Source organism: Lutaonella thermophila, assembly GCF_055387725.1.
In genome coordinates this window covers 1342204-1367500 of sequence record NZ_AP043783.1, presented here as the reverse complement: position 1 = coordinate 1367500, position 25297 = coordinate 1342204, and the positions used below count along the sequence as shown (strand labels likewise).

The following is a 25297-nucleotide window of genomic DNA, read 5'->3' as shown; positions in this document are numbered from 1 at the left end:
AATCGGTATTCTATGTAATATCTATGCATTTCACCGCTACACTACATATTCTAACCACTTCACACATATTCAAGTTAACCAGTATCAAAGGCAATTTTACGGTTGAGCCGCAAACTTTCACCCCTGACTTAATTAACCGCCTACGGACCCTTTAAACCCAATGATTCCGGATAACGCTTGCATCCTCCGTATTACCGCGGCTGCTGGCACGGAGTTAGCCGATGCTTATTCATACGGTACCGTCATCAGTCTACACGTAGACCTTATTCTTCCCGTATAAAAGCAGTTTACAACCCATAGGGCAGTCTTCCTGCACGCGGCATGGCTGGATCAGTCTTCCGACCATTGTCCAATATTCCTCACTGCTGCCTCCCGTAGGAGTCTGGTCCGTGTCTCAGTACCAGTGTGGGGGATCTCCCTCTCAGGACCCCTACCTATCGTAGCCATGGTGTGCCGTTACCACACCATCTAGCTAATAGGACGCATAGCCATCTTTTACCGCTTATCGCTTTAATTATTACTCGATGCCAAGCAATAATACTATGGGGTATTAATCCAAATTTCTCTGGGCTATCCCCCAGTAAAAGGTAGGTTCTATACGCGTTACGCACCCGTGCGCCACTCGTCAGCAAGATTGCAAGCAATCTCCTGTTACCGTTCGACTTGCATGTGTTAGGCCTGCCGCTAGCGTTCATCCTGAGCCAGGATCAAACTCTTCATTGTTTGTCTGTATATATTATCTAAATAAGTAAACTAACAACAAAAAAAGCTTATCCCAGCCATTACTCAAAAGGACGGCCTTGCTTAAATTATTTCTGCGCTCTAAATCTCTTTAAAACGCGTGCTGTTAACAGTATTTCAATGATCCTATATTCCTCTATCTTTATCCACTCCCTTATCGAAAGCGGGTGCAAATATACAAACCCTTTTTTCTTTTCTCAAAATCTTTTTTAATCTTTTTTTTGAACTTTTTTAACCCAACACTTTTAATGCTCTACTATACAATATTTTACACCCTATTTTTTTTTGAAGAAAATTTTGCAAAAGGGATTGAACGGCATGTTTGAGCTCTTTACCGCATAAGGTAAAAGCGAGTAGTGAAAGCCCGACTTTTCTTAAGAGCACTCTTAAGAAAAGATTTGCCCAAACTTATTATTTACTACAGCAGTAATATTAAATTACATTAGTATTGTACGCATTGGTTTAAGCTGTTATCTTTGCAACCCTAAAATAGATTTAAGAATTCATGATAAAGATTACTTTGCCAGACGGTTCGGTTAGAGAATTTGAGAAAAACAGCACTCCGCTTGATGTAGCTAAGAGTATTAGCGAGGGGCTTGCACGAAATGTAATTTCTGCTAAGTTTAATGGTGAAATTATAGAGATTTCAACACCGCTTACCGAAGACGGAACCTTGATTCTTTTTACCTGGAAAGATGATGAGGGTAAGAAAGCTTTCTGGCATTCGTCTGCTCACGTTCTGGCGCAAGCTTTAGAAGAGCTTTATCCGGGAATTAAGCTTACTATTGGTCCTGCTATAGAGAACGGTTTTTATTACGATGTAGATTTTGGTGAGCATAATATATCTGAGAAAGATTTTGAGAAGATTGAAGCTAAAATGCTTGAGATTGCTCGTGGTAAACACGATTATAAAATGCGAGCCGTAAGCAAAGATGAGGCTTTAAACTTTTACAAACAAAGAGGCAATGAATATAAGGTAGAGCTAATTGAAGATTTAGAAGACGGCACTATTACCTTTTGCGATCACGATACTTTTACTGATTTATGTAAAGGAGGACATATACCCAATACCAGTTTAATTAAAGCGGTAAAACTGCTAAGTGTAGCAGGAGCGTATTGGAGAGGTGATGAAAACAACAAACAATTAACACGTGTTTACGGTATATCTTTCCCTAAGCAAAAGGAGTTAAAAGAATATTTAGCGCTTCTTGAAGAAGCTAAAAAAAGAGACCACAGAAAACTTGGAAAAGAATTAGAGCTTTTTACTTTTTCACAAAAAGTAGGTCAAGGATTACCACTTTGGTTACCTAAAGGTGCTGCCTTACGTGAACGTTTAGAGAATTTTTTAAAGAAGGCTCAAAAAAAGGCCGGTTACGAATTGGTGGTTACACCCCACATTGGACAGAAAGATTTATATGTAACTTCCGGACATTATGAAAAGTATGGAGAAGACAGCTTTCAGCCAATTAAAACTCCACATGAAGATGAAGAGTTTTTATTAAAACCGATGAACTGTCCGCATCATTGCGAAATATATAAATCTAAACCTTGGAGCTATAAGGATTTACCTAAACGTTTTGCTGAATTTGGCACCGTTTACAGATACGAACAAAGTGGAGAGTTACATGGTTTAACACGTGTTAGAGGTTTTACACAAGATGATGCCCATATATTCTGTACACCAGAACAGTTAGACCAAGAGTTTAAAAACGTAATAGATTTAGTGCTTTATGTATTTAACTCTTTAGGATTTAAAAACTTTACAGCGCAAGTATCTGTTAGAGATAAAAATAATCCTGATAAATACATTGGCGATCCAGAAACTTGGGAAATTGCAGAAAACGCAATTATAAATGCTGCCAAAGACAAAGGCTTAGATTATGTAGTTGAAGAAGGAGAGGCAGCTTTTTACGGTCCTAAATTAGATTTTATGGTAAAAGACGCCTTAGGTAGAAGCTGGCAGCTTGGTACTATACAAGTTGATTACAATTTACCTAAGCGATTTGATTTACATTACAAAGGAAGCGATGATAAATTACACAGACCGGTAATGATTCATCGTGCACCATTTGGAAGTATGGAGCGTTTTGTAGCCTTGCTGTTAGAACATACCGGCGGGAACTTTCCGTTATGGTTAATGCCAGAGCAAGCTACCATTCTCTCTATCAGTGAGAAATACGAAAAATATGCTGAAAAAGTTTTAAATTTATTAGAAAATAACGAAATTCGCGCCCTCGTTGATAACAGAAACGAAACTATTGGTAAAAAAATTCGTGAAGCCGAATTGAAAAAAATACCATTTATGCTAATTGTTGGAGAACAAGAAGAAAAAAATGGTACCGTTTCTGTTAGAAAACATGGTGAAGGTGATATAGGTACTATTACAATAGAAGCATTTACTAATTTGGTAAATGAAGAAATTAATAGTACTTTAAAATCGTTTTAAAATAAAGTTTAACCAAAAATTAGTAAGCCATAGCTATTAGAAGAAGAAATCAACCCCAAAGAAGGGACACCACACCAAAACACAAAATTAACGAACACATTCGTGTCCCAGAAGTACGATTAGTTGGAGACAATGTAGAAGTTGGGATTTATCCAACTAAAGAGGCACTTGCCAAAGCCGAAGAAATGGAGTTAGATTTAGTAGAAATCTCTCCAAACGCAGAGCCTCCTGTTTGTAAAATAATGGACTACAAAAAGTTTCTTTACGAACAGAAAAAAAGAGAAAAGGCTTTAAAGGCTAAAGCAAGCAAAGTTGTGGTTAAAGAAATTAGGTTTGGCCCTAATACAGATGATCATGATTTTGAGTTTAAGAAAAAACATGCTGAGAAGTTTTTAAAAGATGGTGCCAAACTAAAGGCCTATGTGTTTTTTAAAGGCCGCTCTATAGTTTATAAAGACAAAGGAGAAATTTTACTACTTCGCTTAGCTGCAGAATTAGAAGAGTTAGGTAAAGTAGAGCAAATGCCAAAATTGGAAGGCAAGCGCATGACCATGTTTATTGCGCCTAAAAAGAAATAAGTAAAAGTATATAAGCGAAATAATAAAAATAGGAAGACAATGCCTAAGATGAAAACAAAATCGAGTGCCAAAAAGCGTTTTAAGCTTACCGGCACCGGTAAAATTAAAAGAAAGAACGCTTTTAAGAATCATATTTTAACTAAAAAATCTAAAAAGCGTAAGCTAAGGCTAACTCATGACTCTTTGGTACACAAAGCAGATGAGACTAGCATTAAAGAACAATTACGTTTAAAGTAATTAATTAGTAAGGTTATTTAAAAAATGTTAAACCGTGGAGTTAGGCTTTAAAAGAGTTTACAATGTAAACCGCCTACTACAAAAAAACAGAAATTATGCCAAGATCAGTAAATTCAGTAGCTTCTAGAGCACGTAGAAAAAAGGTGTTGAAGCAAGCCAAAGGATACTTTGGAAGACGTAAAAACGTTTGGACAGTTGCTAAGAATGCGGTTGAAAAAGCGATGCAATACTCGTACAGAGACCGCAGAAACAAAAAGAGAAGCTTCCGTTCACTATGGATTCAGCGTATTAACGCTGGTGCAAGATTACACGGAATATCTTACTCTCAATTTATGGGTAAAGTTAAAGCTAACAATATAGAGCTTAACCGTAAGGTTTTAGCAGACTTAGCTATGAACCACCCAGAAGCTTTTAAAGCAATTGTAGAGAAAGTAAAATAAACGTTAAACAATTATTTCGCTTATATAAAAACCACCCAAAAATGGGTGGTTTTTTTTATGTTTTTTTCTTCTTTTTTTGTGCTGCCGGAAATAAAACGTTATTTAAAATTAGCCTGTACCCCGGAGAGTTTGGGTGAAGCTCCAGCTCTGTTTTAGGATCTCCTACTCTGTGTTGATAATCTTCCGGATCATGTCCGCCATAGAAAGTAAAAAATCCTTTCCCTTTAATACCATGAATGTATCTTGCCTCGCTATTGGTTTTGTTTTCTCCTAATATTAACACATTACTTTTAATGGTATTTCTATCAAACGCTGTTGTTTGCCCCATAAAACCTTTTATTAAAGCTGTATGATTTTGACATAACATGGTTGGAATGGGATCCCATTTGGCAGAAAAATCCATAAGAGTAAAATAATCAGCCTCTTTTAAAATTCTTCTTTTAGAGGTCATATCTATTGAAGAAAACTCGTATCTGAGCGGATTTCGTTCTAAAACAAAATTGGTAAAGGCAAATGTTTTACTAAAATCTATTTTGCTTTGATAGTTAGGTTCTGAAGGATCGCCGTCAAACATTGGTTCACAAATATCAATTCCTTCTGCAGCAAGAGCTATATCAAAACTATCTGTTGCGCTGCACATAGCAAACATAAATCCTCCACCAATAACATAATTTCTAATTTTTAAAGCTACTGCCAATTTAGCTTCAGAAACTTTATTAAAGCCGAGTTTTTTTGCCAACTCTTCTGCTTCCTGTTTTTCTTTTATATACCACGGAGCAGCCCTATAAGAGCCATAAAACTTACCGTACTGTCCTGTAAAATCTTCATGGTGTAAGTGTAACCAATCATATAGTAAAAGTTGGTCTGAGAGCACCTCTTCATCATAAACAATATCATACGGAATCTCTGCGTAGGTTAATACCATAGTAACAGCATCATCCCATGGCTTATTGGTTTTAGGCGAATAAACAGCAATTTTTGGTGCTTTTTCTAAAACAACAGCTTCTTGATTTTTAGCCGGACTACTAATTTCTACTAATATTTGTTCTGTTTTAGCATTAGATAACACCTCAAAAGAAACACCTCTAATTTTACATTCTTTCTCAATAGCTTCTGTGTGAGGCAATAAAAAAGACCCTCCACGATAATTTAATAACCATTTAACTTTATGTTTTTTTGTGAGGGTCCAATATGTTATACCATAAGCCTTTAAATGATTTTTTTGGCTTGTGGCATCCATAGGAATTAATATGTACGAAGCGTTAGCACTTACCGAAAACAATAAAAAAAAGAATATCAACACCCAGCTTTTATTAAAAAAAGCTTGTGAATGTATTTTAAAAAGGCATATTCTCATCATCGTTATTGTTCATGCTGCTTCCAAAAGCCTCGTCCGGACTTATGGGTTTAGATGGTGAAAACGGATTATCGTCGTTTTCATTCATTTTAGATTGAAACTCGAAAGGAGAATCAAAGTCATCTAAATTATCAAATTTTCCTAGTTGTCCAATGAATTTTAACCTAATATTATCTAACCCACCGTTACGATGCTTAGCAACTATAAACTCTGCTTGACCCTGTGTTGGAGAACGTTCCTCATCATCCCACTCCTCTATTTTATAATATTCAGGGCGATAAATAAATGATACTATATCTGCATCTTGCTCTATTGCTCCAGATTCACGAAGATCTGAAAGTAATGGACGTTTACTACCTCCTCTAGTTTCTACAGCACGCGATAACTGAGAAAGTGCTATTACCGGTATATCTAACTCTTTTGCTAGTGCTTTTAGGTTTCTTGAAATTGTAGATATTTCTTGTTCTCTATTACCTCCTTTTTGACTTCCTCCGGCAGTCATTAACTGTAAATAATCTATTACTATTAATTTAATATCGTGTTGAGACTTTAAACGTCTAGCTTTTGCTCTTAAATCAAAAATAGAAAGCGACGGAGTATCGTCTATAAATAAAGGTGCTTTTTCTAAATCTTTTACTTTAACATTGAGCTGTTTCCATTCATGTTCTGCCAGTTTACCGGTTCTTAATTTTTCTGAAGATAAACCAGTTTCTGAAGAAATTAAACGTGTTATAAGCTGAACGGAAGACATCTCTAATGAGAAAAATGCTACGGGTATATTAGAATCTACAGCCATGTTTCTTGCCATAGATAATGTGAAGGCAGTTTTACCCATACCCGGTCTTGCTGCAATTATAATTAAATCGCTGGGTTGCCAACCAGATGTTAATTTATCTAACTTATCAAAACCACTCGGTATACCGCTTAAGCCCTCTTTATTAGAGATCTCTTCAATCTTCTTTTTTGCCTGCATTACGAGGCTTTGAGCAGTTTCTGATGAACGCTTTAAATTGCCTTGAGTAACCTCGTATAATTTTGCTTCGGCATTATCTAATAAATCAAAAACATCGGTAGTTTCATCGTAAGCATTTTCAATAATCTCACTCGAAATTTTTATTAGCTGCCTTTGAATATATTTTTGGAGGATTATTCTGGCATGGTACTCAATGTGAGCAGAAGATGATACTTTTTGGGTAAGTTGTATAAGGTAAAAATCGCCTCCTATCTGCTCTAACTTACCATTTTTCTTTAATTGTGCCGAAACGGTTAATAAGTCTATTGGTTCTGTATTTTCAAAGAGCTGAACAATAGCTTCGAATATAATTTTATGGGCTTCTTTGTAGAATGCATCACTGTGTAAAATGTCTATTACCTCATCTACACCCTTTTTATCAATCATCATTGCTCCAAGCACAACTTCCTCTAAATCAAGGGCTTGCGGAGGTATTTTTCCTTTCTCGAGGCTTATAATAGTACTTTTATCAACGCGTACGCCAGGTAGTGGGTTAGGTTTCTCCATAACATCAAAAGTAGAAAAATCAAAAAAATAATGAGTTTTGTAATATTAACAGGCAATAAACATTTAACTGTTAATAAGTTACGCTTTTATGTTGATAACAAAAAAAATCTGAAGAACTAAATCTTCAGATTTTTGTTAATCGTTTTATTTAGGCACTTTATCCTTTATACACTCCCATATTGGCATATTTATCCATTCTTTTTTCTACCAATTCTTCTGGGGATAACTTTTTTAGTTCATCATAAAGCTTTGTGATGGTCTTAGAAACGGTTTTAAAAGTTGTATCTCTGTCGTAATGAGCACCACCAAGCGGCTCTTTAATTATACCGTCTATAAGCTTAAGCTTTTTCATGTCTTTTGCAGTAAGTTTAAGTGCTTCTGCTGCTTGCTCTTTGTATTCCCAACTTCTCCAAAGAATTGATGAGCAAGATTCTGGTGAAATTACAGAGTACCAAGTGTTTTCTAACATTAAAACTTTATCTCCAACACCAATTCCTAAAGCACCTCCCGAAGCTCCTTCGCCAACTATTATAACAATAATAGGCACTTTAAGACGGCTCATTTCTAGAATGTTTCTTGCAATAGCTTCTCCTTGCCCTCTTTCTTCGGCTTCAATACCAGGATACGCACCAGGAGTATCTACAAACGAAACTACCGGAATACCAAATTTTTCGGCCATTTTCATTAATCGTAATGCTTTTCTGTACCCTTCCGGGTTGGCCATACCAAAGTTTCTGTACTGTCTTGTTTTTGTATTGTATCCTTTTTGGGTTCCTATAAACATATAGGTTTGATCACCGATTTTACCTAAACCGCCAATCATTGCTTTATCGTCTTTTACGGTTCTATCTCCATGAAGTTCTAAAAAGGTATCACCGCAAAGAGCTCTAATATAATCTAGCGTGTAAGGTCTTGAGGGGTGTCTTGACAACTGAACTCGTTGCCAAGCGGTTAAATTTTCGTAGATATTCTTTTTAGTTTCTGCTAATTTCTTTTCTATTTGTTTGCATGTATCAGTAACATCTACATCACTCTCGTCTCCTATTAATTTACATTTTTCTAGTTGCTCTTGTAACTCTTTTATTGGCAACTCAAAATCTAAGTATTCCATGAGTGTATGGGTTTGGTTTTATAAAATACAGCGTACAAATATAAAACTTTATACAGTACCTCTTTTAGTTAGTTTAGATTTTATTGCTGATTTATTTTTGAGTATTCCGTTAACTACTACAGTTGAAAGTATTATTAATGCTCCTATATAAAAATTGGTGTTCATTTTTTCTGATTCTCCTAAAATAAAATATGCCAAAGCAATACCATAAACCGGCTCTAAATTAATGGTTAGCATTACCGTATAAGGACTAATATATTTCATAACCTTTACAGAAGCAATAAATGCATAAGCAGTACAAACAGAGGCCAAAATAATTAAATACACCCCGTCTGAGCTGCTTATATTAAAGAAATGTACGTTTATTTGATTATTTAAAAGCAAGTAAAATGTTAAAAAAATAACTCCTGAAAGCAGCTCGAAAAAAGAGATTATTGAGGGCCTGTTTTCTTGTACCAGTTTACCGTTAATTAATGAAAATATTGATGATAACAATGCCGATGTGAGCGCTAAAACTATGCCCAATGTGTAAGTTGTATCTACTTTAAAAATTATCCACAAACCATATATTACTGTCAACCCTAAAACAACTTCATACCAAACAAATTTTCTCTTGTACCAAAAAGGCTCAAGTAAAGCAGTAAAAAAAGCTCCGGTAGACATACAAGCTAATGTAATAGATACATTAGAGACCTTAATAGCTTTAAAAAAAGTAACCCAGTGTAATGCTATTACAATACCTGCAATTATGTATAAAAGCAATTGCTTCCTGGTAACTATTAGTGGTATTTTTTTGATGATAATGTATGCCAGTACAAATGCAACTGCTAACAACATTCTGTACCAAACTAAAGGAAGTGCATTTAGTGTTATTAACGCTCCTAAAACAGCAGTAAAACCCCAAATAAATACTATAAAATGTAAATGAAAATAGTTTTTAAGTTTAACGTTTGGCATTTTGTAATAAGTAAAAAGCTAAGGCTCCAAAAAGTATGTTAGGTATCATGACTGCTAAAAGTGGTGAAAAACCACTTTGCTCTGCCATTGTACCAAATATTTTATCGAAAAACACAAATGTAAAAGCCACCACAACACCAAAAGCTAAGTTTACACCCATACCCCCTCTGCGCTTAACCGAAGATACTGCAACCGCTATTATAGTTAAAATTAAAGCTGAGAGCGGTAAACTCCATCGTTTGTACTTAACCAGCAAATATCTGTTAATATTGGGCGACCCTTTTTTGCGTTCTTTTTTTATAAACTCATTAAGTTCAAAAAGGTTTTTGGTTTCTGCAACGTAATTTACCGGAGTTAAATCGTCTAGATTAAAGCTAAATAACGTATCTAATTTCGGTTTAGTTATAATTAAATCGTCTTTCTCTCCAATAATTCTTTTGGTATAACCTGTTAATCTGTAAATACTATCTTTTTCTATCCATCTAATATTTCTAGCAGCAATTTTATATTCTAATTGTAGGCTGTCATTAAAATGCTCGTACGTAAAATTATACCCGATTTTTCTTGATGGCTCAAAACTGCTTACGTAAATAAAATCGTTTTCATTTACTTGGTTAAATAAATTAGTAGTTTCTCTTGCTTTCTTTCCTTTTTTTAAATACTTATATCTAAACTCATTAAAACCTTCACTTGCCGGTGGTACAACAAACATCCCCATTATAAAAACAAAAACAGCTATAATGGCTGCACCAACTAAATAAGGCCTTAGAAAACGTGTAAAAGAAATCCCGGAACTTAAAATGGCAATTATTTCTGTGTTATTTGCCAATTTAGAAGTAAACCAAATAACCGATAAAAAAATAAAAAGTGGAAAGAGCATGTTTGCAAAATGAATTGTGAAATCTAAGTAGTATTGCACAATTTCATTAAAAGGCACTTCTTGCTCTATCATTTTACCAACCTTTTCTGAAACATCTACCATGATGCCAATGGGCACAAACATGAGTATCATTACAAAAAAGGTTACTAAATACCTTTTTAATATATATCTGTCTACAATTTTTAGCATTACAAGCGGTTATTCATTTGCTTTACCATTTGGTCTTTCCAGGTTTTAAAATCTCCCTCTAAAATATGTTTTCTAGCTTCTCTAACCAACCAAAGATAAAAACCTAAGTTATGAATTGATGCTATTTGCTTTCCTAAAAACTCGTTGGCAGCAAATAAGTGTCTTAAATATGCTTTAGAATATTGGGTGTCTACGTAGGTTATGCCCATCTCGTCTATAGGAGAGAAATCGTTCTCCCACTTTTTGTTTTTTATATTTATAATGCCATTTGCCGTAAACAACATTCCGTTTCGTGCATTTCTGGTTGGCATAACACAATCAAACATATCTACCCCTAATGCTATGTTTTCTAAAATATTAATTGGTGTTCCTACGCCCATTAAATATCTGGGTTTGTTAGCAGGAAGAATATCGCAAACTACTTCTGTCATGGCATACATTTCTTCTGCAGGCTCACCAACAGATAATCCTCCAATTGCATTTCCGTCTGCACCAACATTAGCTATATATTCTGCAGATTGTTGCCTTAAATCTTTATAAACAGAACCTTGTACAATAGGAAATAACGTTTGATTATAACCATACTTCGGAGGTGTTTTTTTTAAGTGATTTACGCATCTGTCTAACCATCTATGCGTCATGTGCATAGAGCGTTTTGCGTAGTTATAATCGCAAGGATAAGGTGTACACTCATCAAAAGCCATTATAATGTCTGCCCCAATACTTCGTTGAATTTCCATTACGTTTTCTGGAGTAAAAACATGGTAAGAACCATCTATATGGCTTTTAAATTTAACCCCTTCTTCTTTTATTTTCCTGTTAGCAGATAGCGAGTAAACCTGGTAACCTCCACTATCGGTTAAAATATTTCTATCCCAACCCATAAATTTATGAAGCCCTCCAGCTTGTTCTAAAATATGAGTTTTAGGACGCAAGTATAAATGGTAGGTATTACCTAAAATTATATCAGGATTAATATCTTCTTTTAATTCTCTTTGGTGCACTCCTTTCACAGAGGCAACAGTACCTACAGGCATAAAAATAGGAGTCTGTATAGTACCGTGATCTGTAGTAATAGTCCCTGCTCTTGCTTTACTCTGCGGGTCTGTTTTATGTAGTTCAAATTTCATAATAACTCACATGAGTCGGCAAAGATAACCAACTCCTAAACATAATTATGGCTTACAAAATGCAAAAATGTGAATTACTTTCTTTAAAAGGTTAAAAAATGCTGATTTTGAGTTTTTGCCAACCCCTAATAAAAACTTACTTTTGCGGCAACAAATATTAATTGTAACCCATGCCAACAACACAACAATTACAAGATTTAGTAGTACAAGTTCGTAGAGATATTTTACGAATGGTGCATGCTGTAAACTCAGGGCACCCAGGAGGTTCTTTAGGTTGTACAGAGTTTTTTGTAGCGATGTACAACGAAATAATGCACTTAAAGGAAGAGTTTGATATGGATGGAATCGGAGAAGATATTTTTATACTCTCTAACGGCCATATCTCTCCGGTGTATTATAGTGTACTTGCCAGAAGAGGCTATTTTCCGGTTGAAGAGTTAAAAACCTTCAGAAGAATTAATTCTAGATTACAAGGTCATCCAACCACACATGAAGGCTTACCAGGTGTAAGAATTGCGTCTGGATCATTAGGCCAAGGAATGTCGGTTGCCATTGGTGCCGCATTAGCTAAAAAGTTAAACAACGATTCACACTTAGTGTTCAGTTTACATGGTGACGGAGAGCTACAAGAAGGACAAATATGGGAAGCCGCTATGTTTGCAACCGGTAAAAATGTAGATAATTTAATTGCTACAATAGATTATAACGGAAAGCAAATAGATGGTGCTACAGACGATGTAATGCCTTTAGGAGATTTAGAGGCTAAGTTTAAAGCCTTTGGTTGGGAAGTAATGCACATTAAAGAAGGTAACAACCTTGAAGCTGTTATTAACGGTATGCAAAAAGCCAAGACACTAACCGGCAACGGTAAACCTGTTTGCGTGCTCTTACACACAGAAATGGGTAATGGAGTAGATTTTATGATGCACACACACGCGTGGCATGGTAAAGCTCCAAATGATGAGCAATTAGAAATTGCTTTAGCGCAAAACCCCGAAACACTTGGCGATTACTAACCTTTTAATTAGAAAACAATGAAAAAATATATAGATACCGGAAAAAAAGATACCAGAAGCGGTTTTGGTGCCGGACTTGCAGAATTAGGAAGAACCAACCCCAATGTTGTTGCTCTTTGCGCTGATTTGGTAGGCTCTTTGAAAATGGATGAGTTTATAAAAGAAAATCCTGATAGATTTTTTCAGGTAGGAATTGCAGAGGCCAATATGATGGGGATTGCTGCCGGATTAACCATTGGAGGTAAAATTCCGTTTACAGGTACTTTTGCTAACTTTTCTACCGGACGCGTATACGATCAGATTAGACAGTCTATAGCCTACTCCGGTAAAAATGTAAAAATATGTGCCTCTCATGCCGGCCTAACTCTAGGAGAAGATGGGGCAACACACCAAATATTAGAAGACATTGGATTAATGAAAATGCTTCCCGGAATGGTTGTAATTAACCCATGCGATTATAACCAAACTAAAGCTGCTACTATTGCTATTGCAGATTATGTTGGACCGGTTTATTTACGTTTTGGTAGACCAAAAGTGGCCAATTTCACTCCAGAAAATCAGAAATTCGAAATTGGTAAAGCCATTAAATTAACTGAAGGAACAGACGTTACCATTATAGCAACCGGACATATGGTTTGGGAAGCACTACAAGCTGCAGAATCTTTAGAGCAAGAAGGTATAAGCGCAGAAGTAATTAATATTCATACCATAAAACCTTTAGACGAAGAAGCAATTTTAGAGTCTGTAAGCAAAACTAAGTGTGTAGTTACTGCAGAAGAACATAACTATCTTGGTGGTTTAGGTGAAAGTGTTGCAAGAGTTTTAGCTAAAAACAACCCAACCCCACAAGAGTTTGTTGCCACTAACGACACTTTTGGAGAAAGTGGAACACCAGAAGAGTTAATGAAAAAATACGGTATTAACGCCTCTGCAATCCAAAAAGCAGTTAAAAACGTACTTAAAAGAAAATAGTGGTAGGGTTTTTGACACCCAAACTGTTTAGTAACTAAAAAAATTGAATTATGAAAAAATTGCTTTTTTTATCTGCTGCACTATTAGTGGCTTCTTTTTCAACGGCTCAAACCAGCTCAAGCTTTGGGGTTAAAGCCGGTTTAAACTACAATGGCAACGGAGATTATTTTGACTCTGCTGAAAATGCCTATAAAGACCCCGATAAAAACTTAGGATTTCACGTTGGTATTTATGGAAAAATAGGCGAAAAACTTTACTTCAGACCAGAGTTAGTTTACACCAGTACCAAAAGTGATTATGAAAATGAAGATTTTAAAATGCAAAAATTAGATGCTCCTTTACTTGTAGGTGCTAAAATTATTGGCCCTGTTAGTGTATTTGGAGGACCTTCTTTACAATACATTTTAGATACAGATTTTGAAGATGTTACTTTAGGTGATGTTGAAAATGATTTTACAATCGGACTTAATTTTGGAGCTGCTATAGATTTTGGCTCTTTTGGTATTGATTTACGTTACGAAAGAGGATTTAAAGAAAACGAAGTTACGTATGTTGATGCTATTGGTGGAGCTAATGCAGTATCTAGAATAGATACCAGACCTGATCAATTAATTTTAAGTTTATCGTTAAAACTTTAATATATATATATATATCAAAAAAAGCGGCTTTAAAAGCCGCTTTTTTTATTTAATTATTGTCGTTATCTAAATAATCTGGAATACCATCACCATCAGAATCATCCGGGACGCCGTCATTATCTTCATCATATTCATTTATAGTTAAAACACCATCTCCATCATCATCATTATCTAAATAATTAGGAAGATTATCATCGTCTGTATCATCATCAAATAAATTTCCATCACCGTTTACATCTTCATTAATAGATAAAATACCATCTCTATCATGGTCAGTATCTTCTCTACTTAGCAAATCAATTTTAAAAACTAAAGGAGAATATGATGGAATTCCCGGTCTAGCTTCGCTAAAATATGCTAATCCTGAAGGCATAATTACCAGTCCAATACCATAATCCTCAAAACTAACAGTACCATCACCATTGTCTATAGGACCTCTTCCAGTTTTCATTTGAGGCATAAACTCTCTAAATCCTCTAACAACACCTTGTAAATCAAACCAAATAGGTGTTGGACTGCCGTCAAAAACAGATTTATTTAAAAGTTCACCTTGATATCTAACAAGTGTAGAGTCGGCAATTGTAGGGCTCTCTCCAATTCCGGGTCTTGCTACTAAATAATAAATTTTATGAACTACATCGTTTCCTTCTCCATCTTTTAAGACCACTTCTTTTGTTGACACCTGATCAAACAATGGTGTCTTAGTTGCATTATCACCCTCTAAAGTGTCTATCTTTATTTTATAATCAAACTCAGCCGACGGGTTTTGAAACTCTTCGTAATTATAAAAATGAGACTTTAAGAATGCTACAATTTCTTTATCATCTTCTAACGCTACTTCTGCCAAATCCCTTGGCGGAATTGTTACAGGACCATCGTCATCGTTTTTATTACAACTCACAATCAACGCGAGTATTGCCATTGCAAAATAACAAGCTCTAATTTTCATCATTGTTTTAATTAGGGTCCGCAAGATACAATTTTCTCCTATTTTTGTATGAGCATTAACACAGATTTTAACGACCATATGCGGATTGATAAATTTTTATGGTGTACACGGTATTTTAAAACCCGAAGTTTAGCCACAGAAGCCTGTAAAAAAGGACATATAACAGTAAACGGAGAAAAAGCTAAACCTGCCAGAGAAATATATCCTTCTGATAAAATTACCGTTAGAAAAAATCAAATTAATTACGAGTTAACTGTAATTAATATTCCTGCCAATAGGGTTGGCGCTAAACTGGTTGATTTATATAGAAAAGATACAACTCCCAAAGAAGCTTTTGAGAATTTAGATTTACTTAAATACGCCAAAGATTATTACCGAAAGAAGGGCACTGGGAGACCAACTAAAAAAGATAGAAGAGATATTGATGACTATTTAGAAAACTTTGAAGATAATGACGTTTGATAGTAATTATTGGGAAAAAAGATACCAAGAAAGCACTACCAAATGGGATATTGGCTACCCTTCTACTCCATTAGTAACTTATATTAATCAGTTACAAGATAAAAACATTAAGATTTTAATTCCCGGAGCCGGAAATGGCTACGAAGCTTCTTATTTGTTTGACAATGGCTTTAAAAATATTTTTGTTGTTGATGTTGCTCCATCAGCTTTAAAAAACATTAAAAAAAGGACTCCCAATTTTCCGGAAAATCAGCTCATTCTAAATGATTTTTTTAATCTAACCGATTCATTTGATTTAATTTTAGAACAAACTTTTTTCTGTGCTTTACACCCAAGTAAGCGTGAAAACTATGCAAAAAAAATGCACGAGCTTTTAAATAAAAACGGAAAACTTGTTGGTGTGTTTTTTTCATTTCCGTTAACAGAAAGTGGACCACCTTTTGGTGGAAATAAAGAAGAGTACTTAACGTATTTTAAACCTCATTTTCATATAAAAGTATTTGAAGAATGTTATAATTCTATAAAGCCAAGATTAGGTAATGAACTCTTTGCTATATTTGAAAAAAAATAATTATGGCTACAACCAACCCAATACTATCTCACGAGCAAATAGAGCATAAAATAAAGCGTATAGCCTACCAGATTTACGAAACAAATGTTAACGAAAAAGAAGTAGTTATAGCCGGGATTACCGGTGGCGGGTTGGTATTAGCAAAAAAAATTAAAGCTGCTTTAGATGCTATTTCAGATTTGAATACTGTTATCTGCGAAGTAACTATTAACAAAAAAAATCCTCTAAACTCTCCTATAACAACTTCAATACCCGAAAAGGATTATCAAAACAAATCAATAGTGTTAGTTGATGATGTTTTAAACTCCGGTACTACATTAATTTATGGAGTAAAACATTTTTTAAGCGTTCCGTTAAAGCAATTTAAAACTGCTGTTTTAGTAAACAGAAATCATAAAAAATATCCTGTTAAAGCAGATTTTAAAGGAATATCATTATCTACATCTTTACAAGAACATATAGAAGTTATTTTTAAAGAGGGTAATGATTCGGTTTGGTTAAAGTAACGCCATAATCTCGTTTACAATTTCTGTTTTGCTTTTGCCGTCAACAATCACTGTAAAATCTGCTTTGTTGTAAAAAGGTGTACGCTCAAAAACGTGTTTGGCAATAAATTCAGGTAAATCTTTAACAGGGATATTTTTTAACAACGGTCTAGAGTTTGTTTCGGTTGCTAACCGCTTTAGCAATGTTTGTAATGATGCTTTTAAATACACGGTAATTACTTGCTCTTTATCAAGCAAGAGCTCCATGTTATTTGCATAACAAGGTGTACCACCACCTAAAGCTAATACTCCTGAAGCGTTAGATTCAATATATTTTTTTAAATAATCGTGTTCCTTTTTTCTAAAATATATCTCTCCGTATTCGCTAAAAATTTCAGGTATACTTTTTCTTTCTTGTTCCTCTATAAATGCATCTAAATCGTTAAAAGAAACGTTTAATTCTTCGGCTAAAAGCACCCCGATTGATGATTTTCCGCTACCCATGTAGCCCAATAATGCTATAATCAAAACTGCTAACTTTTATGTAAAACAATAGGTTACAAATTTATCTAACTAAAAAAAGCAAATTTATGGCAATTTAGCCTTGAAAAATAAATTATAGCTCTTATATTTGCACCCGCATTCAAGAAATGACTTTTTTATTGTTTTCTTGAAATTTTATAATGACTTGGTAGCTCAGTTGGTAGAGCATCTCCCTTTTAAGGAGAGGGTCCTGGGTTCGAGCCCCAGCCAAGTCACTAAATAGTCTTACTCAGACTTGGTAGCTCAGTTGGTAGAGCATCTCCCTTTTAAGGAGAGGGTCCTGGGTTCGAGCCCCAGCCAAGTCACTAAAAAGTTGAGCGTTTTGCTTAACTTTTTTTATTTTTAATCTATACTTGCTCACGTGGTGGAATTGGTAGACACGCCATCTTGAGGGGGTGGTGTTCGTAAGAACGTGCTGGTTCGAATCCAGTCGTGAGCACTTAAAGCCTTTAAACAATAACTCTTGTTTAAAGGCTTTTTTATTGTCTTTAAACTCTTATTTACCGTATAGAACCCTTAACACAAAGCGTTAAAAATTACCTCTTATTTATATAATATTAGTAATAATGCTTAACTTTGTTTAAAGTTATACGTTTTTTTATGAACAATATTAAAAAGAGTTTTAGCATAAAAGATCTTGAAAACCTTTCTGGTATTAAAGCTCATACCATTAGAATTTGGGAAAAAAGATATAACCTATTACAACCGGAACGAACAGAAACCAACATACGTACTTACAGTACAGAAAGTTTGCAAAAGCTTTTAAACATTAATATACTTTATAATAACGGTTACAAAATTTCTAAAATAGCTAATATTCCTGAAGAAGAAATTGCTATTCATGTAAAGGAAATTGCTAATAAAAATGCCGAAAAAAACCATGCCATTAATGCTTTTAAAATGGCAATGGTAAACTTTGATCAAAGTCTTTTTTACAATACTTACAATAACCTATTAATAGATCATAGCTTTAGAGAAGTATTTAAAGGTTATTTTTTACCCTTGCTTGAAGAACTTGGATTACTCTGGCAAACACAAACTATAAATCCTTCGCATGAACACTTTATTTCTAACTTAATAAAACAAAAAATATTGGTGAATATAGAAAAGCTACAGAGCATGCAAATGTTTCACCAAGATAAAGTTTTTGTGCTTTTTTTACCCGAAAATGAGATTCATGATATTGGTCTACTCTATGTACAATACGAAACTTTATTGCACGGATATCCTACCATTTACTTGGGGCCTTCTGTCCCGGTTGAAAATTTAAAAGACGTTTTAAATTATTACGACAATCTAATTTATTTATCGTACTTTACTGTTCAACCAACAAAAGATAAGATAGATAGCTATATTAAAAAATTCATAGAGACAGTTGATGCTAATTCTAAAACAGAGCTTTGGATTTTAGGAAAACAAGCACAGCATATTTCGTTAAAAAATAAACCTAATAACATTTCTATTTTTCAATCTATAGACCAGGTTGTAGAAAAATTATAGCTATATATTCTATTTTGTTTAACTTTTTTATATATTTGTTAAACAATGAATACGATAGCTATATTAGGATCAGGATTTTCATCATTGGCTGCAGCTTGTTATTTAGCACAAGCCGGATATGATGTTACTATTTTTGAAAAAAACGAAACCATAGGAGGTAGAGCCAGACAACTACATCATGAAGGTTTTGTTTTTGATATGGGGCCAACTTGGTATTGGATGCCTGATGTTTTTGAGCGTTTTTTTAATGATTTTGGTAAAACCACATCTAACTATTATCAGCTAGAAAAATTAAATCCTGCCTACTCTGTATATTTTGATAAAGAAGACTTTACAACTATACCAGGAAATCTTGAAGAAATTTACAGTACTTTCGAAAAAATAGAATCCGGGAGTGCAAAAAAGCTTCAAAAGTTCATAAATAAAGCTAAAGAAAACTACAATATAGCTATTAAAGATTTAGTTTATAAACCCGGAGTTTCTGCATTAGAATTAGTTACACCAAAAACAATTACCAAGCTAAACAGCTTTGTAAGCACAATCAAAAAAGATGTTAGAAAAGAGTTTAAAAACAATCGGTTAGCTCAAATATTAGAGTTTCCTGTATTGTTTCTTGGTGCAAAACCAAGTAACACACCGTCTTTTTATAATTTTATGAATTATGCCGATTTTGGTTTAGGCACATTTCATCCAAAAAAAGGAATGTACCAAGTTATTTTAGGATTAGAAACCTTAGCAAAAGAACTTGGTGTAACTATAAATACTAATGCAGAAGTAACAAAAATTATTGTAAAGAATAATGTAGCCCAAAGTATTGAGGTAAACAACACTATTGTAAAAGCAGATATTGTTTTAAGTGGTGCAGATTACCACCATACAGAAACTCTTTTGCCTGAAGAATACAGGCAATACTCAGAAAAATATTGGAACAAAAAAATATTTGCACCTTCTTCCTTATTATTTTATGTTGGTTTTAATAAAAAACTAAAAAATGTGCATCATCATACGTTATTTTTTGATGTAGATTTTGATGCGCATGCCAAAACAATATACGATACTGCTTCTTGGCCCGAAGAACCTCTTTTTTATGCTAGCTTCCCGAGTAAAACAGACAGTTATTTTGCTCCGGAAGGTAAAGAAGCTGGAATATTTTTAATTCCGCTTGCACCCGGTTTAGAAGATTTTAAAGAGCTTAGAGAAGAATATTTTATTAAGATTATAGATAGGTTTGAAAAGTTAACATCGCAAAAAGTAACAGACAGCATTTTATTTAAAAAATCATTCTGCGTATCAGATTTTATAAACGATTATAACTCTTACAAAGGAAACGCATACGGATTGGCCAACACATTAATGCAAACCGCTTTTTTAAGGCCTAAACTAAAAAGTAAAAAAGTAAATAACCTATTTTTTACAGGACAATTAACTGTGCCCGGTCCTGGAGTTCCTCCCTCCTTAATTTCAGGAAAACTGGCATCAGAATTAATCTTAAAACACGCTAAATCACAAACCAAAACAACAGTTCAACTAAGTAAAGCTTAAATGTTAATGTCATGAAATCTATTTTTGACCACGTTTCTAACCAATGTAGCAAGATGGTTACTAAAAAATACAGTACATCTTTTTCTCTGGCTACAAAAATGCTTGCCCCAACCATAAGGCAAGATATTTACAATATTTACGGATTTGTTAGGAGTGCCGATGAAATTGTAGATAGCTTTCATGATTATAACAAAAAGGAATTGTTTGATAGGTTTGAAAAAGATTTAGAGCATGCTTTACAACATAAAATAAGTTTAAATCCTATTTTAAATGCTTTCCAGCATACATATCATACATACAAAATAGATAAAGCTTTAGTAGATGCTTTCATGAAAAGTATGCGCTCAGATTTATACAAAACAAAATATAAAACACAAGAAGAGTTTAAAGAGTATATTTATGGCTCTGCAGATGTGGTTGGTTTAATGTGTTTAAAAGTTTTTGTGAAGGGAGACCAGCAAAAGTATGATGCTTTAAAAAAAGATGCAATGGCCTTGGGTTCTGCATTCCAAAAAGTAAACTTTTTAAGAGATATAAAAGCAGATTTTGATGATTTAAACAGAAGCTACTTCCCTAATGTAGATTTAAACAATCTAACCGAACAAACTAAACAAGAAATAATTAACGACATTGAAAATGATTTTGCTAAAGGGTTAAATGGTATTAAGCAACTACCTATAGAAGCAAAATTTGGAGTTTTTATAGCTTACAGATATTACAGACAACTACTAAAAAAGTTAAAAAATACTCCTGCTTTAGAAATTAGAAAAACTAGAATTAGAGTTCCTAATTATAAAAAAATTGAGCTTTTAACAAGAAGCTATGTAAAATACCAACTAAATTTAATGTAATTTTATAACTATGGATGTATTACTCTGGATAGGTACTTTTTTACTTACATTCTGTATTATGGAGTTTATGGCTTGGTTTACACACAAGTACGTAATGCATGGTTTTTTATGGTCTTTACACAAAGATCATCATATAAAAGATCATGATAGTTGGTTTGAAAGAAATGATGTTTTTTTTATTTTCTACGCTGTTGTTAGCATAGTATGTTTTTTATTCTGGAAATATCAAGATGTTTGGTATTGTTTACCAATTGCCCTTGGTATTTTAGCTTATGGTATAACCTATTTTGTTGTACATGATATTTTTATACACCAACGTTTTAAATGGTTCAGGAATGCCAACAATCGTTACGCAAAAGCCATTAGAAGGGCCCACAAAATTCATCATAAAAGCATTCATAAAGAAGACGGAGAGTGCTTTGGAATGTTAGTGGTTCCGTTTAAGTACTTTAAAAACACCAAATGAAGTATTTATACTTGTTGTTAAATATTGGTTCTATTGCCATTCCTTTTTTGTATAGCTTTCATCCTAAATTAAAATTTTATAAAAAATGGCCTTCTTTATTTAAGGCCATAATTATAACTACCATAGTATTTATATTTTGGGATGTTTTATTTACAATTAACGGCTTTTGGGGTTTTAATAGCACCTACTACCTTTCTACAACATTTTTAAGTTTACCAATAGAAGAATGGTTGTTTTTTATATGTATTCCTTATGCCTGTGTTTTTACACATTATGCACTACTGTATTATTTTCCGCATTTAAAACTTTCTAAAAAAGTTGCCAAAAGATTAAGCATAGTACTCTGCATACTTTTTGCTTTATTAGCTATTGTATTTTATGATAAATGGTACACAACCGTTAATTTTGGTTTAGCTTGTATTGTGTTATTGTTTGTTTTAAAAAACAACTTGAGCTTATTGCAACAATATTATCTTACTTTTTTAGTGATGCTAATTCCGTTTTTTTTGGTAAATGGAATTTTAACAGGGAGCTTTATAGACAATCCTGTAGTTTGGTATAACAACACTGAAAACTTGGGTATTAGAATGTTTACAATACCTGTAGAAGATAGTGTTTATGCTTTTACTTTAATATTATGCAACTTAAGTTTGTTAGAGTATTTTAATGCTAAAAAGAAAACTACTCATTAACAAGCTGGTCAAGTAGTTTTCTGACCTCTTTAGAATTCCAATTAGCAATACCTTCTCTTTTAACAACAATTTCTCCGTATTTATTAACTATATAAGTAGAAGGAGCTTTAAATTCTTTAAAAGGCATTTTTTCTCCAATAATCAAATAAGTAGGTGTAAAATTAAATCCTCTTTTAGACATTAACTCTTCAACAGGTTCACGCTCCTCATTAGTAATTATATAAAAATCTACTTTGTCTTTATAGTCATGGAAAAGCTTCTCTATACTTTTTAATTCGGCTACAGAAGGAACTTTCCATGACACCCAAAAGTTTACAAAAATTACTTTCCCTTTAGATTTATTGAAGTTAAAAAAATTCCAGTTTTCATCTTTTAACTGCCAGTTATAATCTTCAATAGTTTCACGTTCTTGTTCTGGAATTATATCCGGACTAAAAGCAAAAATCCTATTTAAAAACACTTTAGACTCGTAACCTAATGGTGTTACAAAAAACGAAAGCACAAATAATATTAAAAGAATATTCAGAATCGTTTTTTTTCTTTTTTTCATCGTTTAAGCGTGTGAAATTTAGCTAAGTTCAAAACTAAAAAACTCCTGATAAAATCAGGAGTTTTTAGCTTGCTATTTCATAGTATATTAAGCGTTATTTTGCTTTTTAATAAGATTTAAAGCAGAACCTTCTTTAAACCACTCAATTTGGTTTTCGTTATAAGAGTGATTTGCAACAATAATATCTTTGGTTCCGTCTGCATGAACAACCTCTATTGTAAGTGGTTTGTTTGGTGCAAATTCATGTAGGTCTAAGAAGTTAAAGGTATCATCTTCTTGTATCTTATCGTAATCATTCTCGTTTGCAAAAGTTAATGCTAACATTCCTTGTTTTTTAAGGTTTGTTTCGTGAATTCTAGCAAACGATTTTACCAATACAGCCACAACTCCTAAGTGACGAGGCTCCATTGCGGCATGCTCTCTAGAAGACCCTTCACCATAGTTATGATCTCCTACTACAATAGATTTTATACCTTTTGCTTTGTATTCGCGTTGTACCTTAGGTACAGCATCGTACTCTCCGGTAAGTTGGTTTTTAACAAAATTTGTTTTCTTATTAAATGCGTTTACCGCTCCAATAAGCATGTTATTAGAAATGTTATCTAAATGACCTCTATAGCGTAACCAAGGTCCTGCCATAGATATATGGTCTGTAGTACACTTACCAAATGCTTTAATTAATAGTTTAGCCCCCTTTATCTCAAAGCCAATTGGCTCAAAAGGTGTAAGTAATTGTAAGCGCTCTGAGTTAGGGTCTACCACAACTTCAACATTGCTTCCGTCTTCAACAGGAGCAATATATCCTGCATCTTCAACATCAAAACCTTTAGGAGGCAACTCTATTCCTTTTGGTTCTTCTAATTTAACCTCTTCCCCGTCTTCATTAATTAAAGTATCATTCATTGGGTCAAAGTCTAATCTACCTGAAATTGCTATAGCTGCTACCATTTCTGGCGAAGCAACAAAAGCATGTGTATTAGGGTTGCCATCTGCACGCTTAGCAAAGTTTCTGTTAAAAGAGTGTACAATGGTGTTCTTTTCGTCTCCTTTTCTATCACTTCTATCCCACTGCCCTATACATGGTCCGCATGCATTAGTAAAAATTGTAGCATCTAAATCTTCAAAAATCTTTAAAATACCATCGCGCTCAGCAGTATATCTAATCTGCTCTGAACCAGGGTTAATACCAAAATCAGATTTTGGCTTAATTTTTTTCTCTACAGCTTGTTTAGCGATAGATGCTGCACGAGTTAAATCTTCGTACGATGAATTGGTACAAGAACCTATTAATCCCCAATCTACCTTTAACGGCCATCCATTCTTTCTAGCTTTTTCTCCCATTTCTCCTACAGGTGTAGCTAAATCTGGAGTAAACGGACCATTTAAGTGCGGACGTAGTGTATCTAAATCTATTTCTATTAACTGATCAAAATATTGCTCCGGGTTTTCGTACACCTCAGGATCAGCAGTTAAGTATTCTTTTATTTTGTTTGCCTCATCGGCTACTTCTTCTCTACCGGTAGCTCTTAAATAGCGTTCCATAGACTCATCGTAACCAAAGGTAGATGTGGTAGCACCTATTTCTGCTCCCATGTTGCAGATTGTACCTTTACCTGTACAAGAAAGGTTTTTAGCACCAGGGCCAAAATATTCTACAATACATCCGGTACCTCCTTTAACAGTTAAAATTTCTGCAACTTTTAAAATAACATCTTTAGCAGAAGTCCAACCGTTTAGCTTTCCGGTTAATTTAACTCCGATAAGTTTAGGAAAACGTAATTCCCATGGCATCCCTGCCATTACATCTACAGCATCAGCACCACCTACACCAATAGCTACCATTCCTAACCCTCCTGCATTTACAGTATGAGAATCTGTACCAATCATCATACCACCAGGGAACGCATAGTTTTCTAAAACAACTTGATGTATTATACCGGCTCCGGGTTTCCAGAAACCAATTCCGTATTTATTAGAAACAGACTCTAAAAATTTAAAAACTTCGTTACTGTTATTTAATGCGGCTTGAAGATCTTGGGTTGCTCCCATTTTAGCCTGAATTAAGTGGTCGCAGTGTACAGTTGTAGGTACAGCTACTTTTTTCTTTCCGGCTTGCATAAACTGTAATAATGCCATTTGAGCTGTTGCATCTTGGCACGCAACTCTATCGGGAGCAAAATCAACATAATCCTTTCCTCTTTCGTATGCTTGAGTTGGCATACCATCCCACAAGTGCGCATATAAAATCTTCTCAGACAACGTTAAAGGCTTGCCCACAACTTCACGTGCTTTATCTACACGCTCAGTCATTTGAGCATATACCTTTTTAATCATATCAAAATCAAAAGCCATAAATTTAGTTTTTTGGTTTAGAGTTTGGCAAAACTACAAAAATTAACCAAAAATTAAAAATACACAACGAAAAGTTGTTTTTGCTGCTTTTTATTTATCAAATAATCAAAAACGATGTGTTAT

Annotated in this window: 25 protein-coding genes, 3 tRNA genes and 1 rRNA gene (1 of these 29 cut by a window edge); 18 read left to right on the top strand and 11 right to left on the bottom strand. The window is 34.1% G+C overall.

The window, feature by feature from the left end; translation table 11 throughout:
• Nucleotides 1-723: ribosomal RNA gene (locus ACZ5CF_RS06370) — 16S ribosomal RNA — on the bottom strand; it reaches 808 nt to the left of the window's first position.
• Between the two features lie 523 nt (nucleotides 724-1246).
• Between ACZ5CF_RS06370 and thrS the strand changes: the two genes are divergently transcribed.
• The 4 genes from thrS (at nucleotide 1247) to rplT (ending at nucleotide 4442) form a co-directional block, all read left to right on the top strand.
• On the top strand, nucleotides 1247-3187 hold the full coding sequence (gene thrS, locus ACZ5CF_RS06365; RefSeq protein WP_464578332.1) for a threonine--tRNA ligase: 1941 nt from the start codon (nucleotides 1247-1249) through the stop codon (nucleotides 3185-3187).
• Nucleotides 3188-3273: 86 nt separating this feature from the next.
• The gene (gene infC, locus ACZ5CF_RS06360; protein ID WP_464580841.1) at nucleotides 3274-3765 is read left to right on the top strand and encodes a translation initiation factor IF-3; all 492 of its coding nucleotides are present in this window, start codon (nucleotides 3274-3276) and stop codon (nucleotides 3763-3765) included.
• A gap of 39 nt (nucleotides 3766-3804) precedes the next feature.
• Complete coding sequence (gene rpmI / locus ACZ5CF_RS06355) at nucleotides 3805-4002, top strand: 50S ribosomal protein L35 (RefSeq protein WP_464578331.1); 198 nt, start codon at nucleotides 3805-3807, stop codon at nucleotides 4000-4002.
• Between the two features lie 95 nt (nucleotides 4003-4097).
• Nucleotides 4098-4442, top strand: coding sequence for a 50S ribosomal protein L20 (gene rplT / locus ACZ5CF_RS06350; RefSeq protein ID WP_464578329.1), 345 nt, complete (start codon nucleotides 4098-4100; stop codon nucleotides 4440-4442).
• A gap of 55 nt (nucleotides 4443-4497) precedes the next feature.
• On the opposite strand, the gene ACZ5CF_RS06345 is transcribed toward rplT, so the two are convergent.
• From ACZ5CF_RS06345 to tgt, 6 genes are all read right to left on the bottom strand, one after another.
• Entirely contained in the window at nucleotides 4498-5682 is a 1185-nt protein-coding gene (locus ACZ5CF_RS06345) for an asparagine synthetase B (protein WP_464580840.1), read from the bottom strand.
• Between the two features lie 97 nt (nucleotides 5683-5779).
• Nucleotides 5780-7318, bottom strand: a complete 1539-nt coding sequence (gene dnaB / locus ACZ5CF_RS06340; RefSeq protein WP_464578328.1) for a replicative DNA helicase — start codon at nucleotides 7316-7318, stop codon at nucleotides 5780-5782.
• A gap of 157 nt (nucleotides 7319-7475) precedes the next feature.
• A complete protein-coding gene (locus ACZ5CF_RS06335; RefSeq protein ID WP_464578326.1) occupies nucleotides 7476-8429 on the bottom strand; it encodes an acetyl-CoA carboxylase carboxyltransferase subunit alpha in 954 nt (317 codons plus the stop codon).
• A 48-nt stretch (nucleotides 8430-8477) separates the two neighbouring features.
• Nucleotides 8478-9386: a DMT family transporter gene (locus tag ACZ5CF_RS06330; RefSeq protein ID WP_464578325.1), complete on the bottom strand. Its 909-nt coding sequence runs from the start codon at nucleotides 9384-9386 to the stop codon at nucleotides 8478-8480.
• Complete coding sequence (locus ACZ5CF_RS06325; protein WP_464578324.1) at nucleotides 9373-10455, bottom strand: LptF/LptG family permease; 1083 nt, start codon at nucleotides 10453-10455, stop codon at nucleotides 9373-9375. The genes ACZ5CF_RS06330 and ACZ5CF_RS06325 overlap by 14 nt, the downstream gene beginning before the upstream one ends.
• The gene (tgt, locus tag ACZ5CF_RS06320; RefSeq protein ID WP_464578322.1) at nucleotides 10455-11585 is read right to left on the bottom strand and encodes a tRNA guanosine(34) transglycosylase Tgt; all 1131 of its coding nucleotides are present in this window, start codon (nucleotides 11583-11585) and stop codon (nucleotides 10455-10457) included. Before tgt ends, ACZ5CF_RS06325 begins: the two co-directional genes overlap by 1 nt.
• Before the next feature lie 170 nt (nucleotides 11586-11755).
• On the opposite strand from tgt, the gene ACZ5CF_RS06315 reads away from it, so the two are divergent.
• From ACZ5CF_RS06315 to ACZ5CF_RS06305, 3 genes are read left to right on the top strand one after another with little or no spacing between them, the layout of a single operon-like run.
• Nucleotides 11756-12601, top strand: coding sequence for a transketolase (locus ACZ5CF_RS06315; RefSeq protein WP_464578321.1), 846 nt, complete (start codon nucleotides 11756-11758; stop codon nucleotides 12599-12601).
• 18 nt (nucleotides 12602-12619) lie between these two features.
• Nucleotides 12620-13573: a transketolase family protein gene (locus ACZ5CF_RS06310; protein WP_464578320.1), complete on the top strand. Its 954-nt coding sequence runs from the start codon at nucleotides 12620-12622 to the stop codon at nucleotides 13571-13573.
• Between the two features lie 50 nt (nucleotides 13574-13623).
• Nucleotides 13624-14211: an outer membrane beta-barrel protein gene (locus tag ACZ5CF_RS06305; RefSeq protein WP_464578319.1), complete on the top strand. Its 588-nt coding sequence runs from the start codon at nucleotides 13624-13626 to the stop codon at nucleotides 14209-14211.
• A 49-nt stretch (nucleotides 14212-14260) separates the two neighbouring features.
• On the opposite strand, the gene ACZ5CF_RS06300 is transcribed toward ACZ5CF_RS06305, so the two are convergent.
• A complete protein-coding gene (locus ACZ5CF_RS06300; protein WP_464578318.1) occupies nucleotides 14261-15163 on the bottom strand; it encodes an FKBP-type peptidyl-prolyl cis-trans isomerase in 903 nt (300 codons plus the stop codon).
• A 75-nt stretch (nucleotides 15164-15238) separates the two neighbouring features.
• On the opposite strand from ACZ5CF_RS06300, the gene ACZ5CF_RS06295 reads away from it, so the two are divergent.
• From ACZ5CF_RS06295 to ACZ5CF_RS06285, 3 genes are read left to right on the top strand one after another with little or no spacing between them, the layout of a single operon-like run.
• The gene (locus ACZ5CF_RS06295; protein ID WP_464580839.1) at nucleotides 15239-15622 is read left to right on the top strand and encodes an RNA-binding S4 domain-containing protein; all 384 of its coding nucleotides are present in this window, start codon (nucleotides 15239-15241) and stop codon (nucleotides 15620-15622) included.
• Nucleotides 15612-16193 carry a methyltransferase domain-containing protein gene (locus tag ACZ5CF_RS06290; RefSeq protein ID WP_464578317.1) on the top strand — a complete coding sequence of 194 codons (582 nt, stop codon included), beginning with the start codon at nucleotides 15612-15614 and terminating at the stop codon, nucleotides 16191-16193. The genes ACZ5CF_RS06295 and ACZ5CF_RS06290 overlap by 11 nt, the downstream gene beginning before the upstream one ends.
• Before the next feature lie 2 nt (nucleotides 16194-16195).
• Nucleotides 16196-16699 carry a phosphoribosyltransferase family protein gene (locus tag ACZ5CF_RS06285; RefSeq protein WP_464578315.1) on the top strand — a complete coding sequence of 168 codons (504 nt, stop codon included), beginning with the start codon at nucleotides 16196-16198 and terminating at the stop codon, nucleotides 16697-16699.
• Here the strand turns inward: ACZ5CF_RS06285 and ACZ5CF_RS06280 are convergent.
• Nucleotides 16691-17206, bottom strand: a complete 516-nt coding sequence (locus ACZ5CF_RS06280; protein WP_464578314.1) for a shikimate kinase — start codon at nucleotides 17204-17206, stop codon at nucleotides 16691-16693. The genes ACZ5CF_RS06285 and ACZ5CF_RS06280 overlap by 9 nt on opposite strands.
• Nucleotides 17207-17363: 157 nt before the next feature.
• On the opposite strand from ACZ5CF_RS06280, the gene ACZ5CF_RS06275 reads away from it, so the two are divergent.
• The 8 genes from ACZ5CF_RS06275 (at nucleotide 17364) to ACZ5CF_RS06240 (ending at nucleotide 22272) form a co-directional block, all read left to right on the top strand.
• A tRNA-Lys gene (locus ACZ5CF_RS06275) sits at nucleotides 17364-17436 on the top strand.
• Nucleotides 17437-17453: 17 nt separating this feature from the next.
• A tRNA-Lys gene (locus tag ACZ5CF_RS06270) sits at nucleotides 17454-17526 on the top strand.
• Between the two features lie 50 nt (nucleotides 17527-17576).
• Nucleotides 17577-17660, top strand: a tRNA-Leu gene (locus tag ACZ5CF_RS06265).
• A 161-nt stretch (nucleotides 17661-17821) separates the two neighbouring features.
• The gene (locus ACZ5CF_RS06260; protein WP_464578313.1) at nucleotides 17822-18721 is read left to right on the top strand and encodes a MerR family transcriptional regulator; all 900 of its coding nucleotides are present in this window, start codon (nucleotides 17822-17824) and stop codon (nucleotides 18719-18721) included.
• 45 nt (nucleotides 18722-18766) lie between these two features.
• A complete protein-coding gene (locus tag ACZ5CF_RS06255) occupies nucleotides 18767-20263 on the top strand; it encodes a phytoene desaturase family protein (protein ID WP_464578312.1) in 1497 nt (498 codons plus the stop codon).
• Nucleotides 20264-20274: 11 nt separating this feature from the next.
• A complete protein-coding gene (locus ACZ5CF_RS06250) occupies nucleotides 20275-21114 on the top strand; it encodes a phytoene/squalene synthase family protein (RefSeq protein ID WP_464578310.1) in 840 nt (279 codons plus the stop codon).
• Between the two features lie 10 nt (nucleotides 21115-21124).
• Nucleotides 21125-21580 carry a sterol desaturase family protein gene (locus ACZ5CF_RS06245; protein WP_464578308.1) on the top strand — a complete coding sequence of 152 codons (456 nt, stop codon included), beginning with the start codon at nucleotides 21125-21127 and terminating at the stop codon, nucleotides 21578-21580.
• Entirely contained in the window at nucleotides 21577-22272 is a 696-nt protein-coding gene (locus ACZ5CF_RS06240) for a lycopene cyclase domain-containing protein (protein ID WP_464578307.1), read from the top strand. The genes ACZ5CF_RS06245 and ACZ5CF_RS06240 overlap by 4 nt, the downstream gene beginning before the upstream one ends.
• Here the strand turns inward: ACZ5CF_RS06240 and ACZ5CF_RS06235 are convergent.
• Both ACZ5CF_RS06235 and ACZ5CF_RS06230 read right to left on the bottom strand, forming a co-directional pair.
• Nucleotides 22262-22822 carry a TlpA family protein disulfide reductase gene (locus ACZ5CF_RS06235; RefSeq protein ID WP_464578305.1) on the bottom strand — a complete coding sequence of 187 codons (561 nt, stop codon included), beginning with the start codon at nucleotides 22820-22822 and terminating at the stop codon, nucleotides 22262-22264. The two genes, ACZ5CF_RS06240 and ACZ5CF_RS06235, sit on opposite strands and share 11 nt — an antisense overlap.
• Nucleotides 22823-22909: 87 nt before the next feature.
• Entirely contained in the window at nucleotides 22910-25174 is a 2265-nt protein-coding gene (locus tag ACZ5CF_RS06230) for an aconitate hydratase (RefSeq protein ID WP_464578303.1), read from the bottom strand.
• Nucleotides 25175-25297 lie beyond the last annotated feature (123 nt).